Raw genomic sequence first — 15088 nt, forward strand, 5'->3', positions numbered from 1 at the left:
GTCCGACCTCGACAACCTGCGCGCTCAATTACCGGCATGAACCTTCCGGAATGCGCTCACTTCCACTAATCTGAACTTATGCTCACAGGCGACCTACGAAACCAAATCGACCGACTCTGGGACTCGTTCTGGTCGGGTGGAATCTCCAACCCCCTGGAGGTGATGGAGCAGATCACGTACCTGCTCTTCCTTCGGCGTCTCGACGAGCTCCAGCAGCTTGAGGAGAACAAGGCCTCTCGCCTCGGTCAGCCGATCGAGCACCGTTTCTATCCGGATGGAAAGGATACGAAAGGGCGTTCATACCAAGACCTTCGTTGGAGCCGGTTCAAGCATTTCGCCCCCGCCGAAATGTACGAGGTGGTGAATGAGCACGTCTTCCCGTTCCTCAGGACGCTAGGCGGTAATGGCAGCACCTACGCCCATCACATGAAGGACGCACGGTTCACGATCCCGACCGCTGCACTCCTGTCCAAGGTTGTCGACCTCATCGACAAAGTGCCGATGGAAGACCGGGACACCAAGGGCGACCTGTACGAGTACATGCTCAGCAAGATCGCCACGGCCGGTCAAAACGGGCAGTTCCGCACTCCGCGTCACATCATCCAGCTTATGGTCGAGATGATGGCTCCACGACCGACCGACACGATCTGCGATCCAGCCAGTGGCACTTGCGGCTTTTTAGTTGCGGCCGGCGAGTACCTTCGCCGCGAGAACCCGGAAATGCTCCGCGACCCCAAGCTCCGCGACCACTTCCACGGGCAGATGTTCCACGGTTACGACTTTGACAACACCATGCTCCGCATCGGCAGCATGAACATGATGTTGCACGGAGTCGAGAACCCGGTCATCACCTACCGCGACTCCTTGGCCCAGGATCACGGCGGCGAGGCGAACAAGTACACGCTGGTCTTGGCAAATCCGCCGTTCGCAGGCTCTCTGGACTATGAGAGCACGGCCAAGGACTTGCTCCAGATCGTCAAGACGAAGAAGACCGAGCTCCTTTTCCTTGCACTCTTCCTCAGGCTCATGAAGCCGGGTGGTCGGGCCGCGGTCATCGTCCCTGACGGTGTGCTCTTCGGATCGAGCACCGCTCACAGGGCTCTCCGCCAGCTCATCGTCGAGGAACAAAAACTGGACGCCGTTGTCAGCCTTCCGAGTGGAGCATTCAAGCCCTACGCCGGCGTCTCGACTGCCGTGCTGTTCTTCAGCAAGACCAACTCGGGGGGAACAGACGAGGTCTGGTTTTACGACGTCAAAGCTGACGGCAGGAGCCTCGACGACAAACGGACTCCCCTTCTTGGTGAGGACAAGCTTGGGCCGGTTCCTGCAACGAAGTTGACCGAGGAAGAGCACGCCAAGAACAATCTGCCCGATGTACTGGCACGGTGGGGCCATCGAGCAGACACTGAGCGCCAGAATCCAAGAACGGCTCAGAGCTTCACTGTGCCCAAGTCTGAGATCGCGGCCAACGGCTACGACCTCAGCCTCAATCGGTACAAGGAGATCGAGCACGAGGAGGTCGAGCATCGCGACCCGAAAGAGATCTTGGCACAGCTCTGGAAACTAGAAGAGGAGATTCAAGCAGGCATGCGCGAGCTTGAAGCAATGCTATGAGTAATGATCCGCACCGAGCATTCATTTCACACGCCAGCGAGGATAAGCCGGTCTATGCCGAGCCCCTGGCTGTCAGCCTGCGTGCGATGGGTGTGGACGCTTGGTTAGACAAATGGGAGATGCAACCAGGCGACAGCCTGATCCAGAAAATCTTCTCAGAAGGAATTCATGGCACAGACGCGGCCGTGATCATCCTATCCCATACAAGCATCGTTAAGCCTTGGGTTCAAAAAGAACTCAATGTCGCGGCAGTCGACAACATCCAAAAAGCGCTCCGCTTGATCCCGGTTCGGGTCGATGACTGTACAGTGCCCGACGTGCTCCGTGATCTCCTTTGGTTGGACTGGACTGCCGAAGGCGGTGCGGAACCCGTTGCTAAGCGGATCGTCGAGACGCTTCACGGACATAGTTCCAAGCCACCACTTGGAACACCGCCTCCCCACCTGACAGCACCGAGGTTCACTGTCCCCGGCTTGAACGCCCGTGACATCAAAGTCCTCCAGATCATCTTTGAAGCGTCTCTGGAAAGCGGAACTGTGCTAATTCAGGGCGAACCAATCCTCGGGCCCGCAGAAGAGGCAGGACTTTCCTTTGACCAGGTTAAGGAGTCCATCCAAATGCTTGAGTCTCGCGGCTTCATCGTCGACGAAGATCAAACAATCGCTCAGCGCCAAGTGATCGTCACCCTAAACCCGGGTGAAGCACTGAAGCTTGGGCAATCGTATGGATATGACCTTGAAGCCATGCTTCGTAAGCTCGTGGCCATAGTCTGCAATGAGCAAGCACACTCTCTTTATGCCCTGGTCGAGCAGTTGCCCGAGTACCCTCGGGGCCTTGTCGAGGCATCGGTCAGAGTGCTCGCAGGAAATGGCTTTTGGCGAGAGTCCGGAACGATCGACGGGAATCTCCATATCTATTCGGTCACGCCGACAGCGAAGCGATGGTTGGAGGCGAATACATGAGCGACCAACCCAGGTCAGGCGAGATCATCCTCTACACCGCCACCGATGGCGTGGCCCGAATTGAAGTCACATACGAGAGCGAGACGTTCTGGCTCTCTCAGCGGAAGATCGCCGACCTGTTTGGCGTGTCCGTGCCGACCGTCAACGAGCACCTGGCGAACGTCTTTGAGTCTGGCGAACTCGACCGCGAGGCAACTATTCGGAAATTCCGAATAGTTCAGGTGGAGGGCGACCGGGAGGTCGAACGCGAGGTCGAGCACTACTCTCTCGACGCCATCATTGCCGTCGGCTACCGGGTCAACTCCAAGCAGGCGACTCAGTTCCGGATCTGGGCCACCAACACCCTCAAAGAGTACGTCATCAAGGGCTTCGTCCTGGACGACGAGCGGCTCAAGCTCAACAAGCGGTTCGGCAAGGACTACTTCGACGAGCTCCTTGAACGCATCCGGGAAATCCGGGCGAGCGAGCGGCGCTTCTATCTGAAGATCACCGACCTCTACGAGCAAGCAAGTATCGACTACGATGCCAAGGCGGAGATCACCAAGACCTTCTTCGCGACCGTCCAGAACAAGCTCCATTGGGCCGTGAGTGGTCAAACCGCTGCCGAAATCATCGCCGATCGGGCTGACGCGACCAAGCCGAGCATGGGGCTCACGACGTGGAAGAACGCACCGCACGGCAAGGTGCTGAAAGGTGATGTCGGAACGGCGAAGAATTACTTGATCGAGAGGGAGATCAAGGACTTGGAGCGCATCGTCACGATGTACCTCGACTACGCCGAGCTCCAGGCGTCGCGGCACATCGCGATGAAGATGGCCGACTGGGTCGAGAAGCTCGACGCCTTCCTTCAGTTCAACGGCTTCGAGGTGCTCGACAACCCTGGCAAGGTCTCGGCCGAGGTGGCCAAGCGACTGGCTGAGGAGCAGTACGAAAAGTACAGGGTCAGGCAAGACGAGGCGTTCGAGAGCGACTTTGAACGTGAGGTGAAGCGAATCGAAGGGGAGGAACAATGACCTACGAGACGTTACCGCTAGCGAAGGTCGCCACATTTCTAGATTCAAAACGTAGGCCGGTCAAAGAGGCTGACCGAGTGGAGGGGCCGTATCCCTACTACGGGGCGAACGGTCAGCAGGGATGGATAGACGGCTTTCTGTTTGACGAGCCGCTAATTCTTCTCGCCGAGGACGGTGGCCACTTTGATGATCCCAAGCGAGGGATTGCATATGCCATCAAAGGCAAGACATGGGTTAACAACCACGCACATGTCCTGAAACCGAGTGAGAGGATGGATTTTCGATATCTCCTCCACGCTCTCAAGAATCGAGATGTTCGAGCGTACATTAACGGAAGCACACGAGCGAAACTCACCAAGGACGGAGCCGCGAGAATCCCAGTCCAGGTTCCGCCGCTCGACGAGCAACGCCGCATCGCGTCGATTCTGGACAAGGCCGAGGACCTCCTCGCTAAACGCCGCGCCGCGCTCGACCTCCTCGACCAGCTCCCGCAAGCCACCTTCCTCGAAATGTTTGGCGACCCCGCCACCAACCCCAAGGGCTGGCAAGTTCGCCCACTACGTGATGCGGCCGATGGCAAATATGGCGTGAAAGCGGGGCCGTTTGGGTCAGCTATCAAGAAGGAGGACTACGTCTCTCATGGGTATCGCGTCTATGGTCAGGAGCAGGTCATTGGTGGCAGTTTTGAGATCGGAGACTATTACATCGACGAACGCAAGTATAAGAAGCTTGAATCCTGTGCCGTCAAGACTGGCGATCTCTTAATGAGCCTGGTCGGGTCATTTGGAAAGGTTCTAGTTGTTCCAGAAGGCATTGAACCGGGCATCATCAATCCTCGACTGCTCAAGATTACGCCTAACTCCTCATTGCTTAATTCAACGTTCTTAGCTCACCAGATTCAGTTCCCAACCACCCAATCTCGGCTATCTAGCGTGGCTCACGGCGGAACAATGGGCGTGCTAAATGCTGGCATTCTGAAGGATCTTATCACCGTCATGCCTCCCATCGACCTCCAACGCCGATTCGTCGCCCGAGTGGAGGCGATCCACCGCGCCAAAGCCGCCCACCGATCCGCCCTCGAGAAACTCGACGCCCTCTTTTCTACGCTCCAAAGCCGAGCTTTCGAACAAGGGCAGACCCCGCCCGAATACATGACGCGAGAACTCGTTTCCCGCTAGAATGAGGGAGCCATGTCGAGCACCGTCCGAACTCGGCTCAGTCACGAGACCCTGAAATGGGCCCGTGCTGCGAGTGGCTTTGAACCTGACGAGGTGGCCAAGTCGGCGGGTGTTTCACTTCAGCGATACAAGGAATGGGAGACAGGAGATGACCGACCCACCTTCAGACAACTTCGCCAAGTGGCGAACAAGCTGAAGCGCCCGCTGGCAATGTTCTACTTGCGGAAGCCACCTGTCGAACCGGCCCTTCCTCCCGACTTTCGAGTTGTTCCAGGCAAGGAGGACAGCTCGTATAGCCCTGAGTTACGGCTTGAAATCCGAAAGGCCGAGCGGATGCAACTGCTTCTGGCATGTTTGGTCGAAGAATTGAATCTTTCGCAGCCAAAGGACGTACCTCGCATCCGAGTCGAGGACGACCCAGAGTCCGCCGGAGGGCTCTTGCGCAGTTTCCTTGGACTTTCCGTTGAGCAACAACTCAGTGTCGGCGAGCCAGCGGCTCTCTACCGAGAATGGCGAGACGCCATCTTTTCGCGAGGGGTTGTACCGATACAATTTGGTGTTGAGCGCGAGCAAGCGCTGGGCTTTGCCTTGTGGCACGACTTTGCACCCCTCGTGGCCGTCAATACGAGGCAAGCAGCGGAAGCGAAGACTTTCACCCTGCTTCACGAGTTGGCACACATTGCCTTGCGTATGCCAGGCGTTTCGGATGCGGCAATTCCCTTCAGGCAAGTCTCCGACGGATCACGATCCGAGATAGAAGCCTTTTGCAACCGCGTTGCCGCCGCCACCTTGTTGCCGGCGGACTCAGATGCTCTGAAGGCCACAATGTCGGCTCTTACGCAGACGGCGAAGTTGGATCTAGCCTCTTTTCGCCTGCAGGCCCGCCGTTACGGTGTCAGCAAGTATGCCTTGGCCTACAGGCTCTCTAGTCTAAACCCGGATCTCGGAAGCGGAGTACAGGCCGCTGTTTCTCAGTGGTTTGCCATCGATAACGCCAAGAAGCCAGCCCCTACTGTGAAGAAGGGCGGGCCGCCGCCCGCGCTGATAACTCTCGGCAGACGCGGACGAGGCTTTTCCAAGGCAGTTCTGTCTGCAGTGCGTGAGAGCCGCCTTAGCGTTGATGATGCACGAGACCTGCTCGATCTTGAACCGCACCATTTCCCCAAGCTTGAGGAGTACGTTTTCAAGGGCACTCCCGATGAGGAGGGCGAGGAGTGAGCAATACATACTTGCTCGACAACAATGTGTTGATCTTCCTCCAGTGGGGCGATCCCCACTTTCAATTCGGGCCAATTTACGACTGGATAGATACGATGGGTCAAGCTGGCCGCCTATTCGTTCCTGAGGTTGTGCTTGGTGAGTTCAAGAACAAGGAGCGAAGGCAATGGTTCGACGACCGCCCTCATCTGTGCCTCAAACACGATGACGACCAGGACGAGTGTCTGGCAGAGCTGGTTAATCAGCTCCCTGACTTCGTTGACCCTTCAAAGACATCCGAGGATGGCGATCAGCCCCTTGTGTCGGCTGCGATGAAGCTCAACCGCGTGGCCACCGGGGACTTTGGCTCGGGCCCGGCGATCGTTGTGTCACACGAGCAGCGCCGAAAGGCAACGTTTCCATATCTGAAGGTTCCGGACGCCTGCGATCACTACCAGATTCATTGCGTCGATTTCTTCGAGATGCTAAGGATGGAGGGAGTGCTAACCATCTGATCCGTCATGGATTCTCAGTTTTCCTTCTTACAGCTCGAGTTTCCCGAAGCCTTCGAATCCGCCTACCGGGCGGAGGCTTTGGCAAACCCGGATCCTCGGGCGGCATGCTTCTACGCACGCCGCGCCCTCGAGTTGGCCGTCACCTGGATTTACGAGAACGATCCGGCAGTTCAGCTCCCCTATCGCGAAGACCTGAGCGCACTCATCCACGAGCCGTCGTTCCGGCAGCTCGTCGGCCAGCCCGTCTTCTACAAATGCCGCGCGATCAAGGAGCTCGGCAACCTAGCAGTCCACTCCAACAAACCAATGACGGCGAACGAGTCAGTGTCAGCTGTCCGTGAGCTCTTTCACGTCTGTTACTGGCTCGTCCGCACGTACGGGAAGGGTGCGAAACCAGAACCGGGAACAACGTTCAACCCGGCTCTTCTTCCAACGGACTCGGGAGTCCCAAAGCAGACCCTGGCCGAGCTCCAAGCACTGAACGATCAGTTGGCGACAGAGCGTGAGAAGCTGTTCACAGCCCTCTCTGAGCGAGATGACTTGGACGAGCAGCTCAAGAAAGCTCGTGCGGAGCTTGCGGCAGTCAAAAAGGCAAACGAAGCGACTCCAGATCGGCACAACTACTCCGAGGCCGAGACTCGCGACCTCTTCATTGATCTCCTGCTCTTGGAGGCAGGATGGACCCTCGACAAATCCGAAGACCGAGAATTCGAGGTTGACGGAATGCCGAACAACGAGGGTAAGGGGTTCGTCGACTACGTCCTTTGGGGAGATGATGGCAAACCGGTCGGACTCGTGGAAGCCAAGCGCACGAAGCGGGATCCTCGCGAGGGGCAGCACCAGGCAAAGCTCTATGCCGACTGCTTGGAGAAGCGGTTCGGGCAACGGCCGGTGATCTTCTACACGAACGGCTACCAGCACTGGATGTGGGACGACGCGTCGTACCCACCCCGGGAAGTGCAGGGGTTTTTCAAGAAGGCGGAGCTTGAGCTGATGATCCAGCGGCGACTGTCGCGGAAGTTGCTGGCCCGCACGGCGATCAACGAGAAAATTGTCGAGCGCTACTACCAGACGAGGGCGATACGCCGTATCGGCGAGTCCTTCGAGCAGGACAACATGCGCCGCAGTCTGCTGGTTATGGCGACTGGCGCCGGCAAGACGCGAACGGTCATTGCCCTTGCTGACCAACTGATGCGAGCAAATTGGGCGAAGCGCGTGCTCTTCCTGGCCGACCGCGTTGCACTTGTTAACCAAGCGGTGAACGCGTTCAAAAAGCACTTGCCTGAAGCGACGACCGTCAACCTCGTCACCGAGAAGAACGTCGAAGGCAGAATCTACGTCAGTACGTACCCGACCATGATCGGCCTGATCGACGAGACGAAGGGCCAAGAGCGAATGTTTGGGCCAGGTCACTTTGACCTCATCGTGATCGACGAGGCCCACCGCTCGATCTTCATGAAGTACAAGTCGATCTTCGACTACTTCGACAGCCTGTTGGTAGGATTGACGGCGACGCCGAAGGACGAAGTCGACCGCAACACTTACAAGCTGTTCGAGTTGGAAGATGGCGTGCCGACCGACGCATATCCGCTTGAAGACGCGGTTCTTGACCACTACCTGGTGCCAGCGCGATCGGTGTCCGTCCCTCTGAAGTTCCACTCTGAAGGGATCAAGTACGACGACTTGTCCGATGATGAGAAGGAACAGTTTGAGCTCACCGATTGGAAGGAGCGCGACGATGTGCTCCAGAGCAAGAAGGTCGAGGCCACGGCGATCAACCAGTGGCTGTTCAACGAAGACACGGTCGACAAGGTGCTTAAGCACCTAATGGAGCGCGGGCTGAAGGTTGACGGCGGCGATAAGCTTGGCAAGACCATCATTTTCGCCAAGAACCACGACCACGCGGTCTTCATCGCCGATCGCTTCAACAAGAACTACCCGATTTACAAGGGCGATTTCGCCAAAGTCATCGATTTTAAGACCGAGTACGCCCAGGATCTCATCGACAAGTTCAGCAGCGCGCCGAAGATGCCTCAGATCGCGATCTCAGTGGACATGCTCGACACCGGAATCGATGTTCCTGAAGTCGTGAATCTCGTCTTCTTCAAGCAAGTTCGTTCCAAAACCAAGTTCTGGCAGATGGTCGGGCGCGGCACGCGCTTGTGCCCTGACCTCTTCGGCCCAGGTCTGGACAAGAAGGAGTTCTTCATCTTTGACTACTGCGGCAATCTAGAGTTCTTCAGCCAGGATATGGAGGGCACTGACGGCACTTCTGGCATGTCGCTCTCCGCGAGGCTGTTTGCGGCTCGCTTGCAGCTGATCGCCAAGCTGAGCTCTACGGAAACGGGCGCCACAGCAGTCAGGGAGCACGTCGAACAATACGGCGAACCAAAGTCGGACGAGGAAGTGATGAAGTCCATCGTCGGAATCCTCATGGCGGAGGTTGGCTCGATGAACACGGGCAATTTCATCGTGCGTGCAAAGCGGAAGTTTGTCGAGAAGTACCAGCAAGCTGAGGAGTGGGGCGACCTAGACCCGGAAAAGCTAGCTGAGCTGGAACACGAAATCGCAGGCCTACCGACTGAGCAAGCTCCCGAAGCAGTGGAGTCCAAGCAGTTCGATCTGACAATGCTCCGAGTCCAACTGGCGCTCCTCAATTCATCGCCCACCTACAAGCGGCTGAAGCAACAAGTGCAGGACATTGCCGGAGCTTTAGAGGAGTCGGCCGACATTCCAGCAATCAAGGCTCAGATGAACCTCATCGAGGACTTACAGAACGATGGATGGTGGGAGGATGTGACTGTTCCGATGCTGGAGATGGTCAGGCTCCGATTGCGCACACTGGTCAAGCTCATCGAACGACAAAAGGGCAATCCGGTCTACACAGACTTTGGCGACGAGATGGGCGAGGAGTCCGAGGTCACCTTGCCTGGATTTACGAGCGCCGTCAGCTTTGAGCGATTTCGCGAGAAGGCACGTGCCTTTCTGCGGGCGCACCAAGACAAGGAAGCGATCCAGAAACTCCGCCTGAACGAGCCGATGACCGAAGCAGATCTTGCCCAGTTGCAGGAGATCCTAGTTGAAAGCGGAACAGGCGACGAGGAGACAATCCAAAAGGCTTCGGAGCAGGGGCTTGGATTATTCGTGCGATCCCTGGTCGGGCTAGATCGAGAGGCTGCGAAGTGCGCGTTCAACGAGTTTCTTGTCGGTAGGGAGCTGAATCCGAACCAGATCGAATTCATCGATCTGATCATCAACTATCTCACGGAACACGGGGTGATGGAGCCGCGGGCACTGTACGAGTCCCCCTTTACGGACATCAATCCCCTCGGCCCCGATGGGGTCTTCGAGTCAGGTTGGGTCGACAAGATCATCGGCGCGCTCACCTCAATCCGAGAACACGCCCTGGCATAGGATTGCCCTGGCCAATTCCGTGCCAGGGCTTCATTCTCACTTGTCTGATGCTTGAACAGGCTCAAGTAGTCGTAACCTGTTGCCCGCAGCAGCCCACGAATCACGAATCGACTTCTTGTACTTGGGCAGCACCCCAACAAAGTCGACTGATGTAACTCGGCGGTCTTTACAGATTCGATCGATTGACTTTGTGTAGCGAGAGATGGTGGGGGTATTCGAGGCCGAGTCATCTCCCCCGTCGGTCATCACGGTGACCTGTACGCGGTCAGCGGTCGTTGCGGATAGCCGGGCCGAAACAGCCTCTGCCATGTCAACGAAGTTCGTGCCTCGGCGCTTATCCGACGAGTCGGTTCCTCGTTTCAATCTGGAAACGATGGCCTCGATTGGCGTCGAGTCAATTTCTCCCGCGAGAAGTTCTTCAGTGGTAGACCCCATCCTGTAGAGGCTGAACGTCGTACTGGGATCCGCTGACTCCAGCCTCGATACGACAACTGCTTGTTGTTGAGCACGCTCGGCTCGGGTGCTTCCGCTGTAGTCGACGACGAGCACAAGTTCAGTTCTGCTCCCGTGGATGCAAGCGGCCTGGCACAGAACCACCGCGATCAATATGAGGGACGAGTAGCCCTTCACAGTCCGTTCTCCTTGTCGGCCCGGCGAAATCGCTTCGTCGCATCCTGCGCCTGGGCCTTCCAGCCAGCGAATCGAGCGTGTCTCCGATGGATTCGGAGGTCTGCCTTATGTTCCTCGGGCATGTCGGGAGATTCCGGAGTCTCTGAGTGATGCCTGTCAATCACCCCGGCAAGCGTACGTTGAACCTCTTGGATCTTCGGATCCAGCCGATCGAGCTCGCGCTCGATCGTTTTCACTGTGTTGAGCGACTCGATGGCGTTTCGCACTTCCAGATAGTGGCGTTGGTCTTCCATCTCGGCGCGCTCGTGCCTTCTCTGCTCGGCTTCGATTCGCCGCGATGATTCAATTGCGTAAGCGTCGTTGAAAGCGACAACACTCGCACCCACGACATAGACGGAGCTCAGACAGCAACCAATCAGAAAGGCCAGCCAAAAAGGCGTCGCGTGCGCTGGATCGACAAGTGCGCGTGCGGCATTGACAGCAAGGATTGCCTTGGCGTCGATGAGAGCCACCGCGAAGATGCACGCACTAGAAACGGTCATTGCTGTCGTAAGGGCCAATCTTGGCTTCATCCGATCGGCCGAGGCGGCCATTGTTCCGGCGCGCTTCCACGTTGGATGCACCGTGAGGAAGACACCTGCCACGATCACCGCAGCGAGTGCCATCGAGATCAACAGGGCAATTGGATTGAAGGCGAGTTGTTTTGGTGGCGTTTGCATGACCACTGCACCCATGCCGACGGTAGCCAGAACGAAGCACCCGACCATTCCGGCCCATTTGAGAATTTGACTTCCCCCAAGGGCCGAGGTGTGCACTCCGGCTAGCCCCGCACGGTCAGCTGCATCGGCCTCGTGCAGCTTTGTGATCGCGTAGACGTCCTGAACTGAAGTGTGACCAGGCACGTACTCCAGACCAAGCACGGCGAGAGCCTTGACAGCCACCTCGTTAGCCGCGCACAGGTCGGACTCCAAGGTCACCCTTTGTGTGAGTAGCTTCTGGAGCCGCTCCGACTCAATTGACTCAACAAGGTCGATTTGCCGACCCTTCCTTTCGATGTGCCGCCGATGTTCCGACAAGCGCTCATCCAGTTTCGCCTCGTGGATGGCCTCGCGCTCGGCGTGAGTGTGCAGCCATTCTTGGATCTCGTGGTCGAGCCCGGCTTGCTTGGCGTCGCGCTCGGCAGATTGGTGAGTTTGTTTTCCGTTGCTTTCCATGATTTCACCGCGACCGGCTGAAGGTGTGGAAGCTTCGCGATTCGACTTGCGCGTCCCTGGATTCTCTCGCCTGGACGAATGCGTCCAGTTGGGCCGAGGTGATGCGACGAGCGCGCCCGATCGTGATGCTTTCCAGTTCACCGGATTCGATGAGTCGGTACACGAACGCCCGCGAGAGCGAAAGAAGCCGGCAGGCCTCCATGACTGTGTAGGCGAGCTTCGAATGATTCATGTGCTGACTCATGCGGCGATGGTCACACGGTGCGTTCTTAGGTTCCGAATTGACGCCAGATTCTTTAGCCGGGACTAAAGCGCTTGCACCGATGGCGAGCGACTTGTGCCTCAGAGTGAAGCTGATAGAGTCGGATAGCGGTGGCTCTCAACGGGCCGATGCACCAGAGACCGTGCGCCACAAAGCACGCTGGTTGTCGGCCCTTACGGAGCCACCATACGAACACCGAATCAATCAAAGTTCCCGCTGGGTCTCATCGACGCGCTTACGGTCCCCAATCAAAAAAGCGATGTGTGGCAGATTTCCTCATTCGCGATAATGGTAAGATCTTGCTTCTCGACCGTCTGGCGATCGGCCGCATTCTTGCACTGTGGTTTCCCCACCATTACATCCTGAACATAGGCTGGATTTTGCCGCTAGACTTATCAACAATGATCGTTAGGGAGTCGCTTCGATTGGCATTTGTGTACGTGGCCGCGAAGACTCCAGAGAAATCATCAATTGTTACTGTAACCGGGAAACGCAGTTCATAGTGGAGTGCTACCTTCAGTGTCTCAAGCAGCATTGTCGTTCTCTTTGCCCAGCTCTTTGACTTCCGGCTCCGCCTGTTACCGGAGCTGTCCCCAAAACCCTGAGTTTCGAGGCCCTCATGTTGCCGCACAGGAGCGGAAACAATACTTGGACTATGGCCCGACGATTTCACTATCAGCGTCAGGGCCTCATCGGCCCAGACTGCCTGCAAAGTAAAAGCCCTTGGCACCGTCTTGCCAAGGATTGAATTGTTCGCGCACCTGTAGAGAGCCATGGCTTCGGGCCCCGACAGTATTTGGGGCGACACCAGAGGAAGCCCCGAAAGAGCAATTAGCAGCGTCATCATTTATAGAAATAATCCTTATGTTATCTAATTCCGTACCTAGCACATTCCTTAGGGATTGGGCAGTTGTTTCGCTTGAAGAAAATGCATTCCGAGCGCAGAAAAACGTCGACATCGCTTTCGCACTGTGCTGGATTCGCGGCCCTTTTGCACTTGCTCTTGGAGTTGATCGCACACGAATAGCTAATCATGTGTGCTTCACACTCCCGCGGATTGCCATCACTGTTAGTTGGACCATCTGGCCGTCCGTTACAAGTCGCCGTGTTGCGAGCATGCCACAACTCGTGTTTTGCAATACATTCTAAGATGAAGGACGGTGGCTTATGGCCCAAACCCTTCTTAAGTACACCGGCGTAGACGCACACGTATGGTGAGCCGCAACAGCATATTGTTTCACCCACTGGGGCACCACCTGTCCTATCCATTTCATCCAAGTGCCCTCTTTCGAGACTTTCGCAAATGCCTTCGCATTTTGCTATGTAAAGAATAAGGCCAATCTGGGCACTAAGGCCGGTAAAGTCGGAGAATGCTTGCGGCATCGCAGATGCATAGATGTACGCTGACTCTTTGGGCCAGATGGGATCCACGGTCATCCATCTTCCGAGGTTTTGGCGATAGTGCCTGGCCCTGACGTACGTCCTGCGGCTGGTGTCCTTGTAGTAGCCGAGGGTGCCCACGTACTGGAACGGTGTCGCGCTGGAGCCGGACCTGAGTTCGCCGTACGGCCAGTACTCCCAAGAATCGGTCACCGATTGCGCGTTGTCGAGCAGGGCCACGGTCGATCCAAGCGGGTCGGGGACGAAGTCCTTCCGCACCCCGCCCCTCACCTCAGAGACGACCTCGCCGTCCACGACCGTGTACCGAGCCTTCATCGGCATGATCTGACGGACATTGTACGACAGTTTTCAGGTGCCGGATACAATCCGGACTCAGTGTCGTTCCGAGAGCAGTGGTACAGCGACGAACAAGCCCGGTTCCTGGCCGTGCTCGCCAGACTTTGCCGTCCGCTTGAAGGGTCAGTCCTCGAATTCGGCAGTTGGGAAGGTAAAAGTACATGCGCCATCGCAAACTCAGTGCATCCACAAGTCGTGACTGCAGTCGACACGTGGCAGGGTAGTGCGGACGAAGACCCCGAGCACGTCTCAGTCAAAGCCGCGAAGGAGCGAGACGTCAAGGCCATGTTCGATTCGAACGTGCGGGCTCTGACCGCAGGCAATATCCGCGCCGTCGTCGAGGATTGTCACCGCTTCATGGAAGATTACGCCAGCCCGGTGAAGTTCTGTCACATCGATGCGAGCCACGACTACGACAGCGTGAGCCGCTCCATTAGGGCCGTGCTTCCGAACCTCGTTGAAGGAGGGATCCTTTGCGGCGACGACTTCATCAACGCCAGCAGCCTGGCTCCCGGATTGAACGGCGGAGTCGAGCGGGCAGTTCGAGAGTGCCTGCCCGGGTTCCTGTCTCGCGGAAACCTTTGGTATTGGATCACGACTGCCAGGCGCATGGCCCTTCTACACGGATCCGGGTAAGACTGGGTGGAGGTACGTCGCTCCCACGTCGGTCGCGCGAAAAAGACCCGAAAACCTCATCCAAGAATCCGCCCTCATCTCGAACAGTGCGCCTGCGTAATCCGGATACCTGTCGGCGGCCGGATGCAGACGCGTCAAGTCGGCCTTGCGCCAGCGGTCTGCCTCGATAAGATAGCACTGGTCGGAGAACCCTCGACCGATCGAATAGCCACGGCGTTCTGCGACCGAAACGGAGCGGACTTCCCGCAGGTTCCCGTTCCAAACAGGGTTCACGCATGCTGTTTCCAGATCTTCCGATAGAAGCCGGCATCCTCTGCCGACCCAGTCGCTCTGGTGGCCTAAGGCCGCATCGCTCGCGTAATGCACGAGGAACCTCGTCTCGCAAAGCCGGATCCCGACAAGTTCGGCGGACGAGTACCAAAGCCCTCGCCCAAGATCGGCCGCAACGAGGTCGAACGAAGCGAGGACGGGCTCAAGGCAGTCGGGAACAAAGATGGCTGATGTTGCGAGGCCCTTCTTGACCAGGTGATCGGCCGCCTTCATGGCCGCGACCGGGTCCTTCACGTTGTTCACCAAGATCCTCCGCTCTTCGAAAGGGGTTTCGTGCCGATCGATCAAGGACGCGAAGTGGCGTTCTTCGAGCACCTGCCGCCAGTCTGCTTCCCAGCACTTCGTTTCGAACGTCACGGACAGATCGTTACTCAACAATCCGCATC

At 57.1% G+C, this 15088-nt stretch carries 14 protein-coding genes; 9 read left to right on the forward strand and 5 right to left on the reverse strand.

Translation table 11 applies throughout. From position 1 onward, the window contains the following. Window positions 1-78 precede the first annotated feature (78 nt). Genes JST30_11355 through JST30_11385 form a run of 7 tightly spaced genes read left to right on the forward strand, consistent with a single transcriptional unit; the run spans window position 79 to window position 9893 of the window. Entirely contained in the window at window positions 79-1614 is a 1536-nt protein-coding gene (locus tag JST30_11355) for an SAM-dependent DNA methyltransferase (protein ID MBS1714920.1), read from the forward strand. Continuing rightward, window positions 1611-2576: a toll/interleukin-1 receptor domain-containing protein gene (locus JST30_11360; protein ID MBS1714921.1), complete on the forward strand. Its 966-nt coding sequence runs from the start codon at window positions 1611-1613 to the stop codon at window positions 2574-2576. Before JST30_11355 ends, JST30_11360 begins: the two co-directional genes overlap by 4 nt. Beyond that, a complete protein-coding gene (locus JST30_11365; protein ID MBS1714922.1) occupies window positions 2573-3589 on the forward strand; it encodes a virulence RhuM family protein in 1017 nt (338 codons plus the stop codon). The genes JST30_11360 and JST30_11365 overlap by 4 nt, the downstream gene beginning before the upstream one ends. Then, on the forward strand, window positions 3586-4767 hold the full coding sequence (locus tag JST30_11370; GenBank protein MBS1714923.1) for a restriction endonuclease subunit S: 1182 nt from the start codon (window positions 3586-3588) through the stop codon (window positions 4765-4767). The genes JST30_11365 and JST30_11370 overlap by 4 nt, the downstream gene beginning before the upstream one ends. Window positions 4768-4779: 12 nt before the next feature. Next, window positions 4780-5985: an ImmA/IrrE family metallo-endopeptidase gene (locus JST30_11375; protein ID MBS1714924.1), complete on the forward strand. Its 1206-nt coding sequence runs from the start codon at window positions 4780-4782 to the stop codon at window positions 5983-5985. Beyond that, window positions 5982-6479, forward strand: coding sequence for a DUF4411 family protein (locus JST30_11380; protein ID MBS1714925.1), 498 nt, complete (start codon window positions 5982-5984; stop codon window positions 6477-6479). The genes JST30_11375 and JST30_11380 overlap by 4 nt, the downstream gene beginning before the upstream one ends. A 6-nt stretch (window positions 6480-6485) precedes the next feature. After that, complete coding sequence (locus JST30_11385; GenBank protein ID MBS1714926.1) at window positions 6486-9893, forward strand: DEAD/DEAH box helicase family protein; 3408 nt, start codon at window positions 6486-6488, stop codon at window positions 9891-9893. 36 nt (window positions 9894-9929) lie between these two features. On the opposite strand, the gene JST30_11390 is transcribed toward JST30_11385, so the two are convergent. Genes JST30_11390 through JST30_11400 form a run of 3 tightly spaced genes read right to left on the reverse strand, consistent with a single transcriptional unit; the run spans window position 9930 to window position 11969 of the window. After that, window positions 9930-10523: a VWA domain-containing protein gene (locus tag JST30_11390; GenBank protein MBS1714927.1), complete on the reverse strand. Its 594-nt coding sequence runs from the start codon at window positions 10521-10523 to the stop codon at window positions 9930-9932. Then, the gene (locus JST30_11395; GenBank protein ID MBS1714928.1) at window positions 10520-11737 is read right to left on the reverse strand and encodes a hypothetical protein; all 1218 of its coding nucleotides are present in this window, start codon (window positions 11735-11737) and stop codon (window positions 10520-10522) included. The genes JST30_11390 and JST30_11395 overlap by 4 nt, the downstream gene beginning before the upstream one ends. A gap of 4 nt (window positions 11738-11741) precedes the next feature. After that, complete coding sequence (locus tag JST30_11400; GenBank protein ID MBS1714929.1) at window positions 11742-11969, reverse strand: helix-turn-helix domain-containing protein; 228 nt, start codon at window positions 11967-11969, stop codon at window positions 11742-11744. A 293-nt stretch (window positions 11970-12262) separates the two neighbouring features. Between JST30_11400 and JST30_11405 the strand changes: the two genes are divergently transcribed. Then, entirely contained in the window at window positions 12263-12502 is a 240-nt protein-coding gene (locus tag JST30_11405; protein ID MBS1714930.1) for a hypothetical protein, read from the forward strand. Between the two features lie 364 nt (window positions 12503-12866). On the opposite strand, the gene JST30_11410 is transcribed toward JST30_11405, so the two are convergent. Continuing rightward, on the reverse strand, window positions 12867-13721 hold the full coding sequence (locus tag JST30_11410; protein MBS1714931.1) for a hypothetical protein: 855 nt from the start codon (window positions 13719-13721) through the stop codon (window positions 12867-12869). Window positions 13722-13775: 54 nt separating this feature from the next. Between JST30_11410 and JST30_11415 the strand changes: the two genes are divergently transcribed. Then, window positions 13776-14372 (forward strand): class I SAM-dependent methyltransferase, encoded by a 597-nt coding sequence (locus JST30_11415; GenBank protein MBS1714932.1) that lies wholly within the window; start codon window positions 13776-13778, stop codon window positions 14370-14372. Here the strand turns inward: JST30_11415 and JST30_11420 are convergent. Beyond that, window positions 14355-15077 carry a hypothetical protein gene (locus JST30_11420; protein ID MBS1714933.1) on the reverse strand — a complete coding sequence of 241 codons (723 nt, stop codon included), beginning with the start codon at window positions 15075-15077 and terminating at the stop codon, window positions 14355-14357. The genes JST30_11415 and JST30_11420 overlap by 18 nt on opposite strands. Window positions 15078-15088 lie beyond the last annotated feature (11 nt).

The sequence above is a fragment of the Armatimonadota bacterium genome (assembly GCA_018268395.1).
GTDB lineage: Bacteria > Armatimonadota > Fimbriimonadia > Fimbriimonadales > Fimbriimonadaceae > JAEURO01.

Bases quoted from the DNA above. Each gene is read 5' to 3' on its own strand.
- JST30_11355 (MBS1714920.1), top strand. From the start codon at position 79: ATGCTCACAGGCGACCTACGAAACCAAATCGACCGACTCTGGGACTCG.
- JST30_11360 (MBS1714921.1), top strand. From the start codon at position 1,611: ATGAGTAATGATCCGCACCGAGCATTCATTTCACACGCCAGCGAGGAT.
- JST30_11365 (MBS1714922.1), top strand. From the start codon at position 2,573: ATGAGCGACCAACCCAGGTCAGGCGAGATCATCCTCTACACCGCCACC.
- JST30_11370 (MBS1714923.1), top strand. From the start codon at position 3,586: ATGACCTACGAGACGTTACCGCTAGCGAAGGTCGCCACATTTCTAGAT.
- JST30_11375 (MBS1714924.1), top strand. From the start codon at position 4,780: ATGTCGAGCACCGTCCGAACTCGGCTCAGTCACGAGACCCTGAAATGG.
- JST30_11385 (MBS1714926.1), top strand. From the start codon at position 6,486: ATGGATTCTCAGTTTTCCTTCTTACAGCTCGAGTTTCCCGAAGCCTTC.
- JST30_11395 (MBS1714928.1), bottom strand. From the start codon at position 11,737: ATGGAAAGCAACGGAAAACAAACTCACCAATCTGCCGAGCGCGACGCC.
- JST30_11400 (MBS1714929.1), bottom strand. From the start codon at position 11,969: ATGAATCATTCGAAGCTCGCCTACACAGTCATGGAGGCCTGCCGGCTT.
- JST30_11410 (MBS1714931.1), bottom strand. From the start codon at position 13,721: ATGCCGATGAAGGCTCGGTACACGGTCGTGGACGGCGAGGTCGTCTCT.